Source organism: Pedobacter alpinus (assembly GCF_042684645.1).
Taxonomy (GTDB): Bacteria; Bacteroidota; Bacteroidia; order Sphingobacteriales; family Sphingobacteriaceae; genus Pseudopedobacter; species Pseudopedobacter alpinus.
In genome coordinates, this window is sequence record NZ_JBHULV010000014.1 from 64,773 (window position 1) to 86,168 (window position 21,396).

General features: G+C 35.9%; 17 protein-coding genes. 2 read left to right on the top strand and 15 right to left on the bottom strand.

Going from position 1 to position 21,396, the window contains the following annotated elements; translation table 11 throughout:
- Nucleotides 1-8: 8 nt before the first annotated feature.
- The 15 genes from ACFSSE_RS05060 to ACFSSE_RS05130 all read right to left on the bottom strand — a co-directional run bounded on the left by ACFSSE_RS05060 (nucleotide 9) and on the right by ACFSSE_RS05130 (nucleotide 15,469).
- On the bottom strand, nucleotides 9-1,103 hold the full coding sequence (locus ACFSSE_RS05060) for an FkbM family methyltransferase (RefSeq protein ID WP_379041894.1): 1,095 nt from the start codon (nucleotides 1,101-1,103) through the stop codon (nucleotides 9-11).
- Nucleotides 1,103-2,347 (bottom strand): ABC transporter ATP-binding protein, encoded by a 1,245-nt coding sequence (locus ACFSSE_RS05065; RefSeq protein WP_379041896.1) that lies wholly within the window; start codon nucleotides 2,345-2,347, stop codon nucleotides 1,103-1,105. Before ACFSSE_RS05065 ends, ACFSSE_RS05060 begins: the two co-directional genes overlap by 1 nt.
- A gap of 219 nt (nucleotides 2,348-2,566) precedes the next feature.
- Complete coding sequence (locus ACFSSE_RS05070) at nucleotides 2,567-3,565, bottom strand: PDDEXK nuclease domain-containing protein (protein WP_379041945.1); 999 nt, start codon at nucleotides 3,563-3,565, stop codon at nucleotides 2,567-2,569.
- Between the two features lie 484 nt (nucleotides 3,566-4,049).
- On the bottom strand, nucleotides 4,050-4,325 hold the full coding sequence (locus ACFSSE_RS05075) for a Txe/YoeB family addiction module toxin (protein WP_379041897.1): 276 nt from the start codon (nucleotides 4,323-4,325) through the stop codon (nucleotides 4,050-4,052).
- Complete coding sequence (locus ACFSSE_RS05080) at nucleotides 4,316-4,522, bottom strand: DUF2683 family protein (RefSeq protein WP_379041898.1); 207 nt, start codon at nucleotides 4,520-4,522, stop codon at nucleotides 4,316-4,318. Before ACFSSE_RS05080 ends, ACFSSE_RS05075 begins: the two co-directional genes overlap by 10 nt.
- Before the next feature lie 276 nt (nucleotides 4,523-4,798).
- Nucleotides 4,799-5,662: an ABC transporter permease gene (locus ACFSSE_RS05085; RefSeq protein WP_379041899.1), complete on the bottom strand. Its 864-nt coding sequence runs from the start codon at nucleotides 5,660-5,662 to the stop codon at nucleotides 4,799-4,801.
- Nucleotides 5,663-8,557 (bottom strand): asparagine synthase (glutamine-hydrolyzing), encoded by a 2,895-nt coding sequence (asnB, locus tag ACFSSE_RS05090; protein WP_379041900.1) that lies wholly within the window; start codon nucleotides 8,555-8,557, stop codon nucleotides 5,663-5,665. It abuts the gene before it with no gap.
- Nucleotides 8,558-8,670: 113 nt separating this feature from the next.
- A complete protein-coding gene (locus ACFSSE_RS05095; protein ID WP_379041901.1) occupies nucleotides 8,671-11,100 on the bottom strand; it encodes a GumC family protein in 2,430 nt (809 codons plus the stop codon).
- 11 nt (nucleotides 11,101-11,111) lie between these two features.
- A complete protein-coding gene (locus tag ACFSSE_RS05100) occupies nucleotides 11,112-11,957 on the bottom strand; it encodes a polysaccharide biosynthesis/export family protein (RefSeq protein ID WP_379100768.1) in 846 nt (281 codons plus the stop codon).
- Nucleotides 11,958-12,630: 673 nt separating this feature from the next.
- On the bottom strand, nucleotides 12,631-12,915 hold the full coding sequence (locus tag ACFSSE_RS05105) for an ORF6N domain-containing protein (RefSeq protein WP_379041905.1): 285 nt from the start codon (nucleotides 12,913-12,915) through the stop codon (nucleotides 12,631-12,633).
- A gap of 335 nt (nucleotides 12,916-13,250) precedes the next feature.
- The gene (locus ACFSSE_RS05110) at nucleotides 13,251-13,736 is read right to left on the bottom strand and encodes a DUF6169 family protein (protein ID WP_379041907.1); all 486 of its coding nucleotides are present in this window, start codon (nucleotides 13,734-13,736) and stop codon (nucleotides 13,251-13,253) included.
- Nucleotides 13,720-13,890, bottom strand: a complete 171-nt coding sequence (locus ACFSSE_RS05115; RefSeq protein WP_379041909.1) for a hypothetical protein — start codon at nucleotides 13,888-13,890, stop codon at nucleotides 13,720-13,722. Before ACFSSE_RS05115 ends, ACFSSE_RS05110 begins: the two co-directional genes overlap by 17 nt.
- 660 nt (nucleotides 13,891-14,550) lie before the next feature.
- On the bottom strand, nucleotides 14,551-14,676 hold the full coding sequence (locus tag ACFSSE_RS05120; protein WP_379100771.1) for a hypothetical protein: 126 nt from the start codon (nucleotides 14,674-14,676) through the stop codon (nucleotides 14,551-14,553).
- A 103-nt stretch (nucleotides 14,677-14,779) separates the two neighbouring features.
- Nucleotides 14,780-15,115 (bottom strand): ORF6N domain-containing protein, encoded by a 336-nt coding sequence (locus tag ACFSSE_RS05125; RefSeq protein ID WP_379041913.1) that lies wholly within the window; start codon nucleotides 15,113-15,115, stop codon nucleotides 14,780-14,782.
- A 114-nt stretch (nucleotides 15,116-15,229) separates the two neighbouring features.
- Nucleotides 15,230-15,469: a helix-turn-helix domain-containing protein gene (locus ACFSSE_RS05130; RefSeq protein WP_379041915.1), complete on the bottom strand. Its 240-nt coding sequence runs from the start codon at nucleotides 15,467-15,469 to the stop codon at nucleotides 15,230-15,232.
- A gap of 621 nt (nucleotides 15,470-16,090) precedes the next feature.
- Between ACFSSE_RS05130 and ACFSSE_RS05135 the strand changes: the two genes are divergently transcribed.
- Together ACFSSE_RS05135 and ACFSSE_RS05140 are read left to right on the top strand one after the other, a co-directional pair.
- Entirely contained in the window at nucleotides 16,091-18,121 is a 2,031-nt protein-coding gene (locus ACFSSE_RS05135) for a hypothetical protein (RefSeq protein ID WP_379041917.1), read from the top strand.
- The gene (locus tag ACFSSE_RS05140) at nucleotides 18,118-21,360 is read left to right on the top strand and encodes a SusC/RagA family TonB-linked outer membrane protein (RefSeq protein ID WP_379041919.1); all 3,243 of its coding nucleotides are present in this window, start codon (nucleotides 18,118-18,120) and stop codon (nucleotides 21,358-21,360) included. Before ACFSSE_RS05135 ends, ACFSSE_RS05140 begins: the two co-directional genes overlap by 4 nt.
- Nucleotides 21,361-21,396 lie beyond the last annotated feature (36 nt).

A 21,396-nucleotide genomic window follows, 5' to 3' on the forward strand; every position in this document is an offset into this window, starting at 1 on the left:
TTCAATAATTACTTAGCAAAACAAACTGTTTCTTCGTGATGTATTGTGAAGTGGTCTATATAAATTTCGTAGCCCATATTTAAATTCTTAATCCACAGCGGAATATCTACCATCTCACCAATACTATGATAAATAGCTATTGCTAATTTAGGTTTATACTTTTTAATAGTATTAATTGCCCCATTTAATGCATCAAGTTCAGCACCCTCTATATCCATTTTAATAAAGTCTACTTTAGTTAGGTTGTTTTGAGTAACAAAATCATCAACACTAATGGTAACGGCAGTACCTGTCTGCTCTTTAAATGGTTCTTTGGCTACTCTACTTCCTGGCCCATTGTCTTTAAAGTAAATTTCAATGTTTGAAACGCTATCTACAGGCTGCCTAATAAGCTCAATTCTAGGCTTAAGTTCCTTATTTAAATCACAATTCATTTGATGGAGTTTGATATTGCCAGGTATGAATTCAAAAGAATAAACTTTCCCAGTTTTACCTACTTTATGAGCAAAATAAAGCGCAGTATCTCCGTAACATCCGCCAATGTCAAAAACAACATCATTTACAGCAGCCTCTATAATTGGGATGTTATTTTCTTTATAGGCATATTGTTCTAATAGAAAGTCAACAGAAACACCAAGATCAGTGAAATATAATTCTAAATCATAACCAATAGGTTTTAAATTAAATTTTTCGAGAATAAAATGCATAAAGTTTGGGTTGATAGTGCAATTCTTATCTTTCAACTCTTTCACTTTTTCTAAATTATCTTTAAAAGTTTGGTTATTTTTAGAAAGTTTTATTTTTTTATAACCTAAAAGCCTGAAGGCAATCAATTCTATTAATAAGTTTCGATTATTTTGGTTTAATATCCTTGCTAATTCTTCAAATCTTTCTTTATGAGGGTGTATTATTAATAGTAATTCATCAATTCTTTCAGATTGTTTGTAATGAATTATTTGTTTTGTCTTATTTTTAAGTTTTTGTAGCGATGACACGTCATCGCTGTAGGGGCCAAATCGTAATTCGTCATAATTATCTTTGCCGTAGTCATTGTTGTAAGATTCTTTAATCTTAATTTCTAATTCTTTATAAAACGATTTCATTATATAAATTCTTTTGTCCAATTATAGTGTAAAGGTCTAATTAATCCAGGGAACTTGCTAAGCCATGCTCCCTGTCGTATGTTTTCGATACCCTCAATAGTCAAAGTCTCTTTAAGATTGATAATAGATTTTTTTCCATCTTCTACTACCATAAGATCTATTGAGTAAATGTTGTCATTTAAAGTGTTAGCAGGTATTGTGCATTTAAAAATATTTTTACCAAAATCTAGTTGACTTGATGGAGAACAAGAAGCGAAGATTAAACTTCCGTCTGCTGTATTAAAAAATAAATTTACATTTAGCTTTGCTGCATTACTAATATTCTCAAGAATAATTTCTATATCTAAATCTACTTCAATATTAAACTTACCAGGTATACCATTGTTCGTCGAGCTGATGCTAAGGATTTTTAATCCATCAATTTCTTTGTCAATATGCTTGAAGGAGCTAATTGAGTTGACTTCAATATATTTGTTAACTACTGTCTCTATTTTGCCAGCTTGTTGTAAAATACCGTTCCCTAACAAAATGCCAGAGCTACATAATGATTTTACAGCGAGTAAGTTGTGGCTTACAAATAACACTGTTCTTCCTTCGCCCTTACTTACGTCATTCATTTTACCTAAGCATTTTTTCTGAAATTCTGCATCTCCTACGGCTAAGACTTCATCCACTACTAAAATTTCAGATTCTAAATGCGCTGCTACAGCAAATGCTAGCCTGACGTACATGCCAGAAGAATAGCGCTTTACAGGCGTATCAATATAACGTTCTACTCCAGCAAAATCAACAATAGCCTCAAAATGCTTTTTGATCTCTGCTTTACGCATACCCAAAATAGCACCATTTAAAAAGATGTTTTCACGGCCGGTGAGTTCTGGATGAAAACCAGTACCTACTTCTAATAAACTGGCTACCCTGCCTTTTATTTTTACAGAGCCAGTTGTAGGGGAGGTGACTCTACTTAAAATTTTTAATAAAGTACTTTTACCTGCGCCATTTCGGCCAATAATGCCTACGGCATCGCCTTGGTTAATTTCAAAGTTTAAATCTTTTAAACTCCAAACCATATTACTTACACCTTTGGTGGTACGTTCATTTGTTTCCCCAATTTTTAAAAAAGGATCATCTTTTCCTCTTACCTTATAAGCCCAGCGTTTTAAATCATTAGAAAGCGTACCTGTGCCAATCTCACCCAATTGGTAAGCTTTTGATAAATTCTCGACTTTTATTGCAATTCCCATATAAACTGTAAACCTAAAACAAAGATAAATAAAACTTCTCCCTTAGGGGGAGATAAAAGAGGGGCTTTTCTACTTTTATTACACTACTCATTTTAAATAACAATTCTGTTTCAAATATAAATAAACCTTCTCTCTCTCTGAAATTTTCAGGACTATGCTAATTTATTGATGTAAGTTAAACCAACTATTTTTTCAAATTACTTTTTTGCTTACCTTCCATTATCGTTCAAAGATCTCTTTTACTTTTTCTTCTAATTGTTTCTGGTCGGGTAAGTAGAGCTGGTATTTGGATACAAAAATTTTGTTGGTTAATCCACCTGTTGCATATTTAACAGTAAATTCATGTTTATCTGCCGCAATAATAATTCCAATGGGCTCATTGTCGCCTTCAGTGTTTTCTTCCTCTTTGAAGTAATTTAGGTAAAGATTCATCTGACCGATGTCTTGATGTTTCACTTTTTTTGTTTTTAACTCTATAAGAACAAAACATTTCAAAATTCGGTGGTAAAAAACAAGGTCTATAAAATTATGTTCATTATCTAATGTGATTTTGAACTGCCGTTTAATAAATGAAAAGCCTTTACCGAGTTCTAATAAGAATTGCTGTAGATTGTCAATCAGTTTTTTTTCTAATTCTTTTTCTTTGACGATAGCGCTCATCGGTAACTCAAGAAATTCAAAAATATATGGGTCTTTGATAATGTCCTTTGAAGTTATAATTTCTTGACCTTTTTCTGATAATGCTAAGACGCCATTTTTATCTTTACTTAATGCCAATCTTTGAAACAATGCCGAATCAATCTGGCGTTTCATTTCTCTCGCACCCCAGTTTTCTTTAACAGATTGCTGCTCATAAAAACTTCCTGCCATGTCGTCCGAAACTGTCAATAGTTCTGCAAAATGGCTCCAGCTCAATTTTCCAGACACTGTCTGGAAAATTGGATATTTAATGTAAATTTGCCTACAAAGATAAATACTACTTTTGCTGCCTTTACCATATTTTAATTTAAGATCTTTAGCCAAATTGCTTAGTAAAGCACTTCCATAATCTGCTCTCTCTTTTCCTTGTTGTTCGTATTCCACAATATATTGACCAATTTTCCAATTTGCTTTCACTAATTCATTATTTACTGCTTTAATAGTATTTTCTCTTGCCTTCTGTAAGGTAGAGTCAATGCTGTCAATAAGTTCTGAATATTTTTGATTAGATAGTGAGATTAAATTAAATTATAATCTCATTTTGTAAGCTATTGAAATTCTTGAACAATTACAATGTTAATATAGGTTTGAAAATAACTATGTAAAACATTAGGCAAGGTTAATCTCGTTTTTGTGCGATAGAATAGTTACGGGTTTTATTAAAAAGCTTTTATTTCCACTCAGCTCTTATTTTTTTCTGTTCTTCTAATGCATCTCCTTGCCAACATAATTTACCTGCTATTGTGCTAAAGTCAAATTTTTCGGTATCAGTAAAATTGCTTTTTTCACTGTTTTCTTTGACTTCAAAACTGATGTTAAATGCTTTCCTGCCTTTTTTAATTCACTTTTTGCTCCTTATTTTCTGGATGTATGATTCATGTTTCCATCTTGCTAAATTAATTAAATTTAAATGAGTATTTGGGCTGCTAAGGAAAGCTAAACAATAGATTCGTGATGATCAACTGAAACAAAATTTCCTAATATTCTCTTTTATCCGATAATATTATTTAGAATAATGACCTTTTAGGGAAAGAATATTTAAAACTATGATTTCGTTTTGGTCGCTGATCTCGTAAATTAATCGATGTTCTTGTGTTATGCGACGAGACCATGCGCCTGATAAATTGTGTTTCAATGCCTCAGGTTTTCCCAACCCCTCAAAAGGACTAATTTTGATAGCAAGCAAAAGCTTTTCAATTTTCTTTTGTACTGCTATATTTCCTGATTTTTTCCAAAACCTCAAATCATCTAAAGCGTTAGGGCTAAAGATTATTTCCATAAATCATCAATTTCAAGCGTAATGCCTTTTCCATTTTTGATATCCTCTCTTCCTTTGATGATTTTAGCTGAAAACTCTTCATTATAGCCATCATTCACGTTTTCTTTTTTTTCAAAACTAATTTTTAGGGCTTTAAGGAACGCTTTAACAGCCGTTAGTTGTTCTTTGCTTTCTGGATGTATAATTAATGTTTCCATGTTGCTAAATTAATCAATTTATTTAAAACCAACTCATTCCCTTAATCATTCAAAATCAATTCCCACATCTTTCAAAACTCGATTCTTCTGATTTGCTTAAGACCTTTCATTTCATTTCAAGGTAACATTTTAGTGAAGATTATTCTATCATCCAAAATTCACTCATTTTATCCTTCCGTTATGCGGAGTAGAAGCACCCTCATTTTATCCTTCTCCCATGCCGATCGGAGACGAAGCACCCTCATTCACACCATCTTTCCTTTAAAATTATCCTTCCTACACTGTATCCACAAAATTCTTCTCCACTTTATTAAAAATTACTAAGCCAAAAAAGGTCAAAGCAAAGGTAACCAATGTAACATAGCCTAAGCTACCCCAAGTAAAGCTCCCTTCACCTAAAAAACCCAACCTAAAGCCTTCAATAATAGGCGTCATGGGGTTGTATTCAATAATCCAAGCATAATCCGGGTATTTAGTAATTGCAGTACTTAAAGGGTAAATCACGGTTGTGGCATACATCAATAGTTGAACTCCGAAAGTGACCAAAAAAGCTAAATCTCTATATTTGGTAGTCATGGCACTAATAATCATACCTAATCCCAAGCCTTGTAATGCCATTAACAGAACTAAAAACGGAAAAAGCAAGATATAAATGCTTGGAGATAAGCTTGGATTGATGATATAGTAATAGGCCAGTAAGATGAGAAATAGAAATAATTGTATGCCAAATTTTACCAAATTAGACACCACAATACTTAAAGGCATAATTAAACGAGGGAAATATACCTTACCGAAAATATTAGCATTATCTCTAAATACGGTACTGGTTTTAGTTAAACAGTCCGCAAAATAATTCCAAGCAGTAATGCCAGCCATATAAAATAAAGGCTGGGGTAAGCCATCTGTAGAAATACCTGCTAAATTCCCGAAAATAAATGTGAATATAATGGTAGTAAATAAAGGTTGTATAAAAAACCACAGTGGCCCTAATATGGTTTGTTTATAGAAACTCACAAAATCTCTACGTACCAATAATGCCAATAAATCACGATATCGCCAAACATCAGTTAAATGCAATTCGAATAAATGATTTTGTGGTTTAATTTCTAAATCCCATTGTTCTTCTGGTGCTATTTCCATTTAATTGAGTAATAACTTTTCTAATTTTTCTTTGTACTGAGGGTAACCAAAATTTTGATTCACCAAATTGATTAATTCTTGAGGCTGCTTGGATAATGGATGATGTTGATAGTTTTGGATCGCATCAATTAAAGCGTTTTGATCATTAGGATCAATTAAAATTCCAAAATCGCCATTGGCTAAGGCATCCACAGAGCCATCTAAATTTCCTCCAACTACGGGCAAGCCACAAGCCATGGCTTCTATAAAAACAATCCCAAAACCTTCTTTTTGGCTTGGCATTACAAATAAATTGGCTAATCTAAAATAGCTGCTAATCTCCTCATCAGGGATAAAGCCGCATAATTTCACTTCTTCTTTTAAGTCAAATTGCGCAATCAATCTATTTACTCTTTGGTATTCTTGTTCATCATATTTACCTAAAATTAAGTATTTGTATTTTTTTCCTTCCTGCTTTAATTTTGCCAAAGCAGCAATTACTTTATCATAACCCTTATACTTTTCTGAACTGACCAAGCGGGTTAAAGTGGTGATGACGCAATCTGTAGCTAATATTTGGTATTGATCTTTTAATTTACTTTCTATTTTTTTTGGAGAATGAGTTTCAAAAAATGGGTCTAAACTATTGTGAAACACCAAACATTTGCTTTCATCAATATGATGCTGATGCACTAAATTATCTTTGGTGAATTGACTAACTGGTAAAATCAGATCGACTTTGTTTAAGAAAATCCTTTTTAAAAAACTTTGCTTGCCCCAAATTTCTATGCCGTGTGCTTGCAGCATCAATTTTGTTTTGGGGTTTAAAACTTTAATGAGTAGCCCTACTAAGGCTAAATTAATATGACTCAACATCACCACATCACATTGGATACCTTTTTTTACACTTTTAAAAATGAATGGAAATAATAATCCTTCAAAACCTTCAAACCTTCTTTTGCTAATGTATTTTTCATCTGGAGCATGGTCATACAAACTTTTAGCATGAAACCTGATGAGGTTTTTAGACTGAATATCTGTCCCAGCTTTCATCAATACCCGATTTACTTTTTCTATACCTCCGGTATGGCTAAATGTTTTAAGGGTTAAAAACAGGGCGTCTTTTAGGGGTAAATAATTTTCTATTTGTAATAAGGCATAGCACCTGCTCCAATGTAATTTATTATTTAAAAATAGCTTCCCCAATTTAGCTACTTGCTTATTAGAGTGCTGAGCTATTTTATTGATTTCTGGATGAGATTTATTCCATTCTTGAAATGGAAAGGTAAAACCCATTTTTTTTCTTTGATAAATTTCTGGAGGTAAAATGTCTTTAAAAGCATTCACCAATGCAGCTTTGGGGAAATCTCCTTTAAATTTAATTTTTGGATCTATTTGATGAACAAGCTTTAAAAAATCTTTATCTAAAAAAGGCACCCTCACTTCAATACCATGTTGCATACTCATATAATCAGTATCTCGCAGCAATTGGGAGCGCATGTAAATATTTTGCTCTAACCAGCTCACATAGTTTTTAGGTACTTCTTTTTTTCTGGGGCTATTTTCATATTTCAGTTTTCTTAAAGCGCCTTGTATTTCATCTTCTGTGGCATCTAATAATTTACTGATGGTTTTAGGGGTATAAAATCCTCGTAAAAACAGATAATCGGCATAAGTGCGTTCTTCTTTTAAAAACAGTAATTTTTTCAACTTATCGTTTGATAAGTGATCGGCAATATTGAATAGCTGCAGCGGTAATTTTCTTAAAGCAATGGCTTTATCAATTCGCTTAAAAGAGGGGTAACCCCCAAACAGTTCATCACCCCCTAAGCCTGAGAGTACCGCTTTTAATCCATTCTGTTTAGCGCACCTAGAAATAAACCAAGAGTTTACAGCATCGTTACTGGGCTGGTCAAAAGCTTGTTTCAATTGCGGCAAAGCATCTAAGTACTCTTTTTTGGTAATGGTATAGTGGGTATGTTGACTGTTTATTTTTTGTTGAATAATTTTTTGATAATGAGACTCGTCGTAGGCATCTTCATTAAAACTTACCGAAAGGGTTTGTATGGGCTGTTTGGAATTTTGAGCTGCCAATAAGGAGATGATGCTACTGTCTATTCCTCCACTTAAAAATACGCCTATGGGTGCGTCGGATATTAAATGTCTTTTTACCGCAGCTTTTAGAGTGCTATTGATGAGTTGATTAACTTCCTCTTCGTTTGTTAGCTGCGAGCTGAAAATTAAGGATTCGAAGGTTTCAATTTCACTTTGTTGTGTTTGTAAATTATAAATTAAAACTTTGCCTGGGGCTAAAGATTTAACATTTTTTAAAGTAGTATGTGGTTCTGGTATAAAACCAAAGGAAAGAAAATAGATCTTCCAATTGGGGTCGTCCTCTATTTTTAAACCACTAGCTGCAAAAGCTTTCACTTCGCTAGCAAATACAAATTGTTGATTTTGTTGGAAATAATAAAGAGGTTTAATACCAGCAACATCTCTAGCTAAAATCAGTTTTTTTAAATATTGGTCATAAATGGCAATAGCAAACATGCCGTTAAACAACTTAAAACAGGCTGTTCCCCACTCTTGGTAGGCATGTAAAATAACTTCGGTATCAGAATGGCTATGAAATTGATGACCTCTAGCAATTAAATCATTTCTGATTTCTTGATAGTTGTAAATTTCGCCATTAAAACTGATGTGCAAATGTTGGTATTGCATGGGTTGATGCCCGGCATTACTCAAATCAATTAAAGACAAACGCCTGTGTCCTAATGCCAAATTAACACTTTCATCAACAAAATAACCTTCCCCATCTGGCCCGCCATGCGCTTGTACATCACACATTTTTTGAATATGATGCTGCAAATTAGATTGCTCAAAATAAGGATTGATTAGGCCGGCAATTCTACACATTAGTAATTGAAAAGTAAAAAGTAAAAAGTAAAAAGGCTACCACTTTAAAATTTTATATTTTTTTAATCCTTGCTATGGCCTTCTGCCTTTGGCATTAAGCCTTTAGCTATTTTTTAGCTATTCTTCTTCTTCTTAAAATAATATTTCACCTGCCCAACCAAATTCCACCAACTAGGTTTAACATCGTCATAATAACCATAACCATAATAACCACTATAATCGGCATAATAATAATAGCTTTCATAATAGCTATTGGCGTAATTGGTGCTATAGTAGCGGCTATATAAAGAATCGTTACTAAAGGCATTCAAGATAATCACCATATTAGAAAGACCAAACTCTCTACTTATTTTATTAGGAATAGTAGAGGCTCCTATTCTAGAAACACCAGATCTAATCACAAAGATATTAATGTCAGAATTACGTATCAAAGGAACTGAATCGGATACTAAACCTATTGGAGCAGTGTCAATCAATACATAATCATAGATGGTAGATAAATAATCTACCAATATTTTCATCCTTTCAGACTGGATCAATTCTGAAGGATTAGGAGGGTTAGGTCCAGAAGGAATAAAATCTAAGCCTTCTACGTGGGTTTGTAATAAAACATCTTCAATTTGATGTTGATTAGCCAAATAAGTACTCAATCCTTTATCATTATCCACCTCAAATGCTTTGTGCATTTTGGATTTCCTTAAATCGGCCGCAATAATCACCACCTTTTTATCGATTAAGGATAGTGTACTCGCTAAATTGATGGTCATGAAAGACTTTCCTTCACCCGAAATTTCGGAGGTGATACAAATGACTTTAGATTGTTTTTCACTAGCTAAAAAACTCAAATTGGTACGTACAGACCGAATAGACTCTGCAAATACAGATTTGGGTTTTTCTAAGGAAAGTACTTGCTTATTAGACTTATCTAATTTAGTAGGAAATGTTTTGACCACGCCAATAATGGGAATATTAGTAAGCGCTTCTACGGTTTCTTTATCATAGATATAGGGATTGATAACCCTTACCAAAATAATGATTCCTAAGCTAATGATAATGCCAATTAATAAAGCCGAAGAATAAACCCTCGCTTTTTGCGGTTCTACGATCTGGTACGAAAGTGGTGCCTCATTAACAATGGTAACACCTGATGAAATTGCAGACAAAGCAATTTCAGACTCCAACTTCCTTTCTGAAAGAAAAGAATAGACCTTTTCATTAATGTCATAAGTACGTTGCAAATTAGTTAAACTTTGTTCTACACCAGGTATCACAGAAAGGTTTTCGTCTGCATTTCGTAATTCTCTTTCAATGTTGGAAATAAACTTATTTTGTCTTTCCCTTAAGCTTTTAATATTCCTAATAATAGCTTCTTTAATATCATAAATTTGTTTGTCTAATTCTAAAATAGGATTAGATTTTTCATTATAGGTAACTAATTTACCAGAACGCTCAATGAGTAAATCATTCAATTTAGTGATTAAACTTTTCAAAAAGGTGCCAACATCACCTTCTATATTAAAATTCAAGTAAACTTTATCTTGATTATTTTTAATTTGCTGCTCAAAAATATCAAGATTGATGTTTTCTGTTTTTAACCCCACCAATTGTTCTTGAAAATTTGTTAATCTTTTTTCACGAGACTGAGTAAAGGAATTTATAGTAGCAACTTTGTTCTCAACTTTATAGTCTTTTAGTTGATTTTGAGACTGCTTCAACTCATCAGACATGATTTTTAGTTGGGAGTTGATAAAACCAATAGTGGCTTTTGCACCTTGACTCTTTTCCTGCTCACCTAAAAACACATATTCTTTCATGATGGCATTCACAATATCCTTAGCAAAGTGCGGATTTTCATCCACATCACTCAACTGCATAATACTGGTATTTTTACCTAATTCCTTCACACCTATGCCTCTACCTACGCGGCTTAAAAAATCTTCAGCATGATTAACGATAAAGTAATAATCCGAGAAGTCTGCCTTTAAAGGATCTTCCACTATCATTGTATATCCAAGCAGCGTAAACGTTTCTCCAAACCTTTTCTGTACACTTAAATTGTTTTGGTCATCTTTAACACTAATCTTGAATTGCTTGGAATTGATCTTTTTAAAAAGAAAATTCCCCCTATGCCTTTTTACCGTGTCTTCACTAATTACTTTAACTAAAAACGGTTTATTCGGGTACATTTCTTTTGTGCGGAATCTTCCAACAATAAAGTAGGATACCCTATAATCTAATCTACTAATGGCATTTTTCAGCAATGAAGTAGACCTTATAACATAGCTTTCTGCTTCAATAGTTTTTCCTGCACCACCAAAACCACCTTTAAATAAACCGGCAATTTCAGTATTACTTTTTTCTAGTTTTAATGATGCTGATGTGATGTAAGTTTGAGGCGTAAACCAAAGGTAAGTATAGGCAGAAATAATACAGATAGCTAAAATAGATGCAATCCAATACCACCTACTCCACAATATTTTAAAAATCTTAAGATAATCTATTTCTTGATTTATTACCAAATCTTTTTCTTGATTCAAATCCATTATTATTAATATTATTTAGCTCTTTGTAAAATTAAATACATGTTCAAAGCTAAAATTCCAATAGAAACCACAGAATTTAAAGCAATGATATTTTCTGATAACAAAGAAAATTTGTTCTTTTCGGCTATAATAATATCTCCATCTTGTAATTTTAATTTGGGGTTAGATAATGTATTTATATTTGATAAATCTGCTATAATCAATTCAGGTTGAGTTCTGTTACCTCTAATAATTCGTATTTTTTTGATGTTAGCATTATCACTAATGCCACCGGCTAAACCAATGATGTCAATTAGATCAGTTTTTTGATTTTCCAATAAAAAATTCCCTTCAGACTTAAAAGCACCCAACATGGTCACTTTTAAATTATTAATATTCAATTCAATAATTGGGTCTTTAAATAACGTTGCACCATATAATTTTTGAATTTTCTCTCTAGCTTCTTCTTTAGTTAATCCTGCTATTTGTATGCTTCCTAATGCAGGTAAAATAATTTCGCCAATTTGGTTTACTTCATAACTAACTTTAAATTCACCAGTAGCTCCTATTGTAGATCCTAAAAGTTCCGCATCCTGTAAATTTTGGATACTAATTTTATCATAAACTTTGATACGGTATTCTGGATAAGAATTTTGGTTATTAAAAACCGCAACCGTTTTTAAGGTATCTGTATTGAAACTTTTTGGATACTGCAATATTCTTGATGAATTTCGAACTGAACAAGAACTGATAATAACAGCAAAAAGGAATAAAATGATGATGTTTTTCATTTGCAGGTAAGGAGCACCTTTCATAAACTTAGCTAAATCAATTTCAATAATAAACGTTTTATTTTTAATAATAAAAAATTTATGCAAAGTAAACCAAATAAATTGGAAAATTGGCCTTAAGAGTTCCACTTATTAAGGTTAATTTTATCTACTATCTTAATTTCTTAGCTATAATTTCTAATTAGTAGAGCACTAGTAGATAACTAGTAGATAAAAAAGATAATTATTTTAGGATTGGGCTAGTTTTTAGTTAAAATTGACCTCATCTTAATTTTTATCATTACTGCTACTTATGCTTTGCCTTAACCGGGTTTTGCTTAAGCTGACCCTGATTTTTATAGCCACAAGTTCTGCTGAGCGGAGTCGAAGCTCACTGTCCTGCTGAGCGCCTCAAACCCTTGTCAAGCTGAGCGGAGTCGAAGCTCATTATCCTGCTGTGCGGAGTCGAAGCATTTCCCGCAGATTTAGGTGATGCCCGCAGAGAGCTAAACTGAACTTTATTGTTATAATAAAAAGGATTCCCAACAGCTATGACCATTCGTTAAAGGAAAATTCCGCCTTGTTTTATGCGGTTTGATGCAGCAACTAAAGCACTGGCTTTGTAGCATAAAACGCCAGCCTACCGCAGGCAGGCAGCTGAGAGTTTATTCAATCTGTTTATTGTTTTTTAAAGGCTTTCATGTGTTCGCTCCGCTCGGGTTTGGGCAGTGTTTTTGGAGGAGGTTTGTTAAGCAATTAAACCTATAAGGTTTTTGAAACCTTATAGGTTTATAGGTTTAGAAGGATAGGAAAAATTCAAAAGCCATCCCGCCGGCAATAAGGAGGTGAGATTATCATTTACAGAACACCTGCAAAAACATGTTGAAGGTATTTGCTGTGCGAGCCTCTTGTCTTTAATCACAATTTGTGACCTTAAAGAGTCGTATTCATTTTGTGTTAACTCAAATATAAAATCTTCTGGAATCCTATCAATATTTCTACCAACTTGCTCGTTAAGTCTTTTGGTCACAACACCATAAAGTTCAGCCAAGTCTGAATCAAGCATCACTTTCTGATCCGCCAAATATTTCCCGCAGATTTCAGAAATTGCCGCAGATAACTAAAAGCTCTACTTTTTCTAGACCCCTGATTATTCACACATCGCCACGTTCATGCTGAGCGGATTCGAAGCTCACTGTCACTTTAAACCACTGTCAATGGTAGCGTAGTCGAAGCGCCATCATACTGTCCAATCAGCACCTTACATTAAGGCTTTTGCACTCTTTCACCAGTTTTTTAAAATAAGATTTTGATTTATTTTTTTTATCCGTTAAGGCGCTTCGTTTAATGCACTAGAAAGAAAAAAAATGTAATAAGAGGATTATTAGGTAGGATATCACGCTAGCAACCCAAGTCCCAATAATCTATCGTAAAATAAAAGGCATCAATAAATTTTTGTTTATTAGGATTGGCAGATTTTAATAGGATAGAACCATAAAAATCATGCTTTGCACTTGCTTCAGGAGTATTATGCTTCTCAAGACCATGAGAAAATTCTTTAAACCATTTATCGAAAATGAGGTGTCTGTTTTTAGCTTTCCCATCCTGATTCATACAAAAATAAAGAATAGACTCAGTTGGCAGTGCATTAAAAAATTCTTCTATAATATAGATAATAGTACTTTTTATTTTTCTGTCATAGCGTTGTGGTTCGTCATCATCGGTCAGCTTACAGGAAAAACCAAAAGATAGTATTGGCACATCTTTTCGGTTACGATTTAACATGGTAAATTCTGTAAAATAAGCTATATATGTATTACCAGAAGAGGTAATGAAATGATAAGAAGTTCCGTTTTCGTTACGGTTTATCTCATATCGGGCGGACAAATTTAATTCCTTTTAATATGGATAAATCTCTACCATCTTTAATTGCTTTGACAATACGATCTTTATCGTTCATCAATTTTACGAAGGGATTTACTTTGCCAGCAGTTTGTTTAACGCTGACACTTTTATCCGTGTTTACTTTTTCTGCTTTCATAATAAACAAAGGTAAAATTTATTTTGCTTTAAACCAAAATTGCAACTGCTTGAAGATGAATTTATTCTTGACTTTATCCTATCCAATTAGGTATCCTCAAATATGAGCCAGGTCTTTTTGTCCAATTAGTATAGCACCCGGATTGTTTACTCCGTAAGGTCATGCTGAGCGCCTCAAGCCACCGTAATGTTGAGCGATTCAAACCAATGTCATTCAAACCACTATCATGCTGAGCGGAGTCGAAGCATTTCCCGCAGATTTCGCTGATTTCCGAAGATAGCTAAACTGAATTTTATTGTTATAATAAAAAGGATTCCCAACAGCTATGACCATCCGTTACCGTCCAATTCCGCCTTGTTTTATGCGGTTGAGATGCAGAAGTAAAAGCAATTTCTTTGTAGCAGAAAACGCAGTGGCGGCGTTTTGGTTCCTTTTGAGCTGCAGCAAAAGGAACTAGCCTTTCCGCCGGCAATGAGGCGGGAAGATTTTGGTTTAGAAGAAAAACCAGATCACAATAAACTTTTCGTCCCAGCAGGGTCTCGCTTCAGCTGATCCTGATTTTCAAATCCACCAGTCATACTGAGCCCAGTAGAAGGCCACAGTCATTCTGGAGCCGAGTCGAAGCATATTTCCCGCAGATTTCGGTTCATTTTTATTTTCTCATTCCCAGTCCTTAAATCCAACTCTTGTCCTAATTTGTTTAGGTTCTTCCTGTTCAACATGTAATTTATCAATATAACCAAACAATAAGTCAATGTTTTTATCATGACCGTCTTGTTTCTTCATTATCCTGTAAATGGATTCTCTTATTTCTGCTATATCTAATTTGACTGCTGTATGCTCAGAAATTAATTGTCGCATTTTTTGAATATGCGCATAATCTATATATTTACTTGAACAGCTTGTTTGCTATTATTATGCTAGAAAGCATCAATACGCCATGTTCTGTGAAAACATTAGGTAAAGTACGGCGACCACCCCAACTTGAGGTCGCAATTTTCGACTTCAAGTTTTCAAATTCTTCTTGAGTTATGGTAAACATAAAGTCAGCAGGAAATCGATCAATATTTCTACCAACTTGCTCGTTTAGTCTTTTGGTCACAACACCATAAAGTTCAGCCGAGTCTGAATCAAGCATCACTTTCTGATCTCTTAAATAATAAATTTTATTAAGGATGATTTCGTCAGTTATACCAACCGCTTGTTCTTGCTTTGTTTTACTCATAGGTTGAATTATTCAATGCAAATTTTTTACTAATTACTCTTTCTTACTAAACTCTGCTACCTTAACTATCACTCCAATCACTCTTATTTAATAAATTTCTTATATCCTATTCGGCTATTCTGTTTTTATCTTTCTTAAAGGGGCAAGTAGTTTTCTTATGTCTAAATTCAATCCGTTTGCAATCTCTAATAGAGTTGAGAACATGAAGTTTTCTTTACAATTTTCTATGTCACTAATTTTGGAGCGATCTACAGAGCATTTCTCTGCCAACTGTTGCTGACTTAAGCCTGCTTTTTTTCTGAACTGTTTTAAGTTCGCACCAATTACTTCATATATTTCTTTAGAGTTCTTCAACTTTTTTTAAAAATATTCTGTGGTTATATTGCCACAATTAATATTTATTTATTATATTTGTTATCAATTAATTAAAGCGATATAAATAGCAAGATTTAATCTTGCTTTTACGATGTCTCTCATGATAGAAAACCGTCAATTTTCCCTATGAGTAGATCGTGAGTTCGCCTTGTCTATTGGATATTTATATCTTTGATATATTATTCAATAGGGCGGACTTCATGTAAAACTTTTGGGGAGCTCAGATTTCTGAGTTGGTTCTTGACGGTACCACTATCAAAAGTTTTGAAGTTCGCCCTATTGGTTTCTACCAATTTAGCTTCCTTTTTGCTTTTAAGAGTGTATATCGTTTTCAATAAAATATTTAATATGAAAACGTACCACATTTACCACCATCCACAAAAAACAGCCAATGCTTTCTACAAGCATTCACCAAATTGTATAACCCTCGCGGTCGTACAAAATCATTCGTTCCAAAACCCCATTATCCACATCATCAACGCACCCACATAATTTTAAAAACCCATCTAGAGCTTCGCTCATTAACGGCCTATAAAAGCCCCCGTAAGCGCTAGCTATTTTCTTTTCAGTAAAAATTTTACTTAATCTAAAACAAAAAGTATGAGGTTTTTATACCCGGTGGGACAGCTATGTCCAAATTTTCATAAACGTTATTTTCAAATATATCATAATTCTGCATTAATTATTGTTGCTGTTAAGAATTATTTTTTAACTCTAAAGCGTATTGTAAACATTAAAGACCCTCTGAGTAGTGATAGTGGCGGTACTGCTTGCCCTGTGGTTAATTACCATGGGGTTGGGTATCGTACTAATAGGCTTAAAGTAGAAAGCTTAAGGCTTAAGGCGGTCGTTCAATTAAGCAAGAAGCAATTAACGTGGGGATTGCCACAGCCCGCTTTACACAAGGCGGACGCTTTGGGCTTCGCAATGACGGTTGGTGGGGAGGCAGTGATATTAAATTGTAGTAATTCTGTTAAAAGCAGTATTCCTAAAAGCAATAAACATTCGTTAACGGAGAATTCCGCCTTGTTTTATGCGGTAGTGATGCATAAGTTAAAGCACTGGCTTTGTAGCAGAAAACGCAGCGGTGGCTTTTTTTGGTTACTTTTTTCAGCTACAGGAAAAAAGTTACTAGCCTTTCCGCCGGCAATGAGGCGGGGAGATTATAGTTTACAGAATAACTACCAAAATGAAGAAAATCGTAAACCAAGCCAGCAGCAATTAACACGGAGACCCTTCGACTCCGCTCAGGGTGACGCGATAGGAGGAATGGGAGTGCCACTCAAGAAGCTACAGTACAACAGAAAACACAAACACCAGCTTTTACGTCCTAGCATCGTCATGAGCTTACTTATGATGGTGGTAGTTGTAGTAATTGGAGGCAAACGAACCAAAGCTCAAACCAAACCCTTACAAATTGGGGATACCATTCCAGAAGCGGTTTGGAATATGCCATTAAGTGTGCTGAACCAAGCAGATGGCAAAACTACCCTTAGGCTAAAGGATAATAGAGCCAAAACGCTATTACTGGTATTCTGTAATACAGGTTGCAAAATCACCCGTCACCAATTGTTAGGAATAGACAGCTTACAACAGGTTTTTGCTGAAAAGCTGCAAGTAGTTTGCATTGCACAGGAAGAAAAAACCGTTGCCTTAAATTTTTTGCAACAAGATAGCTTGATGGGAAATTTCAAATTGCCATTGGTAAAAAGCCACCCACTGCTAAGTGCCTATTTCCCCCACCAGATTAATCCGCATGTCATTTGGATAAAAGGAGGTAAACTGAAAGGCCGCAGCGCCGCAGAGTATGTTACCGCAAAAAATCTCAGAACCTTATTAAATGAAGACCGATTAGCGGTGCCATTGAAAATAGACCGGGACGATTTTAAGCTAGGTAAAAACAGCGTCTTGGACGAAGAGCGGTCAAGCACATTTTATTCAGTGCTAAGGCCTTATTTGGCAGGGGTTACGCCTTCTTTTAAAGTATGGATTGACAGCACACAAGAAAGCATCCACACCCAGATCATCAATTACCCAGCTTACCGCATCTATTTGATGGCATTGAACAAGTTTTTGGGGATGCCTGCCAACCAGATGCTTTGGGAGGTAGCAAATAGAGCAGATTTCCAATACCAAGAAGATACTGGTTTTGCAGATAGCTGGAACAGGAAACATAGCTATTGCTACGAATCTGTATTGCCTTTGGCCACACCTGTTGCAGCAAGACTGGATAAAATCTGTAAAGATTTAGACTTGGCACTGGGGCTACATGGCAGGCTAGCACTAAGAGATACCCTGGTATGGCGCTTGGTGAAAACCGGAACGTTACCCGTGAGCAAAGGAGGCAAGGCCATCAATACCTTGCACAACAGCAAAACGGCAGAAAAGACATTGCGTAATGCAGGCCTTAAAACCCTAGTTTATGAAATGAACAAATACGAAGAAAACCCACCCGTAATAGATGGCACAGGCTTCAAGGGAAAGGTAGATATGGATTTATACATCCCCTCATTCACTGATTTTTATGCCTTACAGGCCGAACTGGCAAGCCACCATCTGAAACTGGAACAGGTACGCCTACCAGTTACCTTTTTTATACTCACAGAAAACAAACTTAAACCAACAAAATGAAGAAACTTTTATATATCCTGCTCTTACTGTTTACAGGAAAAACGATGAATGCACAAATGCGCTACACTCTCAACGGAACTGTAAATGGCAGCACTGGTGAGACTTTGATAGGTGCCACCATCGCCATTAAAGAAACTGGGCAAAGTACCACTACTGATAGCCAAGGTAAATTTAAGCTGCTGTTAACCCAGCAAGGGCAGAAAGACCGGCAGGAACTGCATCTGCAGGTCAGCTATATGGGCTACCAAACCTACGAGCAGCCTTTGGATTGGGGGGCAGACCGCTTGTTAGCAATTGTTTTGGAGCTAGCCACCACAAGTTTACAAGAAGTCACCGTATCAACAGGTTATCAGCAGATCGCAAAAGAAAGGGCTACAGGTGCATTTGAACAGATTGGTAGCGAACTGATAGGGAGAGGGGTGAGTGGCAATATATTGAACCGTTTGGAGGGTTTAAGTGCGGTGACGCTTTTTGACCAACGCAATGCCAATACCTTTAATGGTACAGGCAGTACGCCCAATATTTTGGTGAGGGGGGTAAATTCAATCAACGCAGGTACGGCACCATTGATTGTACTGGATAATTTTCCTTATCAGGGCGATATCAACAGCATCAACCCCAACGATATATTGTCCATCAGCATTCTTAAAGATGCTGCGGCCGCGTCTATTTGGGGCGCCAGTGCCGGTAATGGTGTTATTGTGATTATCAGCAAAAGCGGCCAGCTTAACCAAGCCATGAAGGTCAATTTCAGCAGTAACATCAATTGGAAAGCTAAGCCAAGATTAATGGAACAGCAGCTGCTTCCTTCGGCCGAATTTATTGAGCTGCAAGCATCACTTTTTGATAAAGGTTATTATAACAGCCAAGAAAATAACAACCGTAAACCTGCTTTAAGCCCTGCGGTGGAATTGCTGATTGCCCATAGGGATGGTCAATTGACCGAGGAAATGCTGGAGCAGGAATTGAACCGGATGAAAACAAAAGATGTAAGGGATGACTATCTGCAACAAGTTTACCGCCAAGCCCTCACCCAACAATATGCGTTGAACCTGAGGGGCGGGAGCCAGCGCCACAGCTACTATGCCTCTGTTGGTTACGATAAAAATTTGTATGCACTCAAAAGTAATGAGGGCGAAAGGCTGACCTTTAGGCTACAGAACAGTTTGAAACCCATAGATAGGCTAGAGTTGAAAGGCAGTTTACAGTACAGCCAAAACCAACAGCTTACCTTAAGCCCCTCGGCAGCTTTGGGTTATGGGCAATTGCAGATAGGGGCAAAGCAGTTGTACCCTTATGCAAGTTTAAGCAATGCGGATGGCAGTCCGGCCGTTATTGATAAAGATTATAGGGGTAGCTATACCCGTACTTTGGGTAATGGACAGTTGCTGGATTGGGATTATCGCCCCTTGGCGGAATTGGCATTGGCAGGAGATAGAAGCAAGCGATATACTTTAGTAGGCGATATTGCAGCCAGTTATCGTTTTTTTAAAGGCATCAGTGCCGAACTGAAGTACCAATACCAGCAAAATATCAATGAAGAAAACGACTTGTTGCATCAGGAAAGTTACTATACCCGTAACCTTATTAACCGATTTACCCAAGTTAATGGTACAAACCTATTGCGTCCCATCCCTTTAGGAGATATATTAGATTACTCCACTTTCAGCAGCCTTAGCAATGCTTTAAGAGGGCAAATCAATGTGCAACAATATTGGGGCAATGGGCATGAACTGGATGCCATTATCGGCACCGAAATAAGACAGCAAAACAGCAAGAGTAAGGGTTTTAGAACCTATGGTTTTAGTGATGAACTGTTGACCTATGGCAATGTGAACTTTACTACGGTTTATCCGGCTTATGGCAATCTGGCTGCATCAGCTGTGATTCCTAATACAGTTTCCTTTGGCGAACAACTCAACCGTTACGTCGCCCTATTTGCCAATGCAGCTTATACTTACCAAAAGCGCTATACCATTTCTGGGAGTGTACGTAAAGATGCCTCCAATCTTTTTGGCGTAAACACCAACCAGAAAGGCGTACCGCTATGGTCTGTTGGAGGCTTGTGGAATATTGCAAATGAAGATTTCTACCACTTTGATCACTTACCATATCTGAAACTGAGAGCCTCATTGGGAGTAGCAGGCAATGTTGACAATGGCCGTTCTGCCTATACCACCATGAACTATTACCCGGCACCCAATACCATCAATAACTTAGTGTATGCCAATGTGGTAAACCCGCCAAATGCCAATTTACGCTGGGAAAAAGTGCAGACCTTCAACCTAGGTTTAGATTTTGAGGGAAAGGGCAGGCGCATCAGCGGAAGTTTTGACTGGTATAAAAAAAACACCACAGATTTATTGGGTGCAGAACCCGCAGACCCTACAATAGGTTTTACCAGCCGTACTTTGAACGGTGCAGCTACCATGGGTAATGGCTTCGAGCTACAGCTAAATACGGTTAATTTAAATAAGGCATTAAGATGGGAGAGCAACCTATTGTTGGCACATAGCCTCACTAAAGTAAGCCGATACCTAAATACAGCCAGTACCACCAGGTTGGTGAGCAATGGCAGCAGCATCAACCCAATACAGGATGAGTTGGTGTATCCACTGTTCAGCTATCAATGGGCAGGGTTAAATGCGGCAACAGGTGCGCCTATGGGGTTTGTTGCAGGAGAAAAGAGTGAAGATTATTCCACCATAGTCAACCGAAGCCCCATTAACGAATTGGTATATCATGGTTCAGCTATCCCACTTTATTATGGCGCTTTTAGGCAAACTTTCAGCTATCGGCATTTTAGTTTATCAGCTAACCTCACCTTTAAAATGGATTATTTTTTTAGGAGGGCAAGCATCCATTACACCAACCTGTTTGCCAATAACGTTGGGCATCCAGACTATACCAAAAGATGGCAACAGGCAGGTGATGAAGCTATTACACAGGTGCCTGCGATGGTATATCCAGCGATAAGCAACCGTGACGTTTTCTACAATAATTCTGAAGTTACCGTAGAGCGGGGCGACCATATCCGTTTACAGGATTTACGCCTAGCCTATAGCCTAAGCAAACCAAACTCCAATCGTTTAAGTTTTCAGAACCTACAAATATTTGCTTACGCCAGTGATTTGGGGATTTTATGGCGGGCTAACCAGCTGGGGCTTGATCCAGATAACGGCTTTAACGGTGTCCCCGTTTCAAGGCAGCTGGCAATAGGGTTGAAAATAGATTTATAGAATTTATAAAATGATTGATTGAATGTTAAAATATAC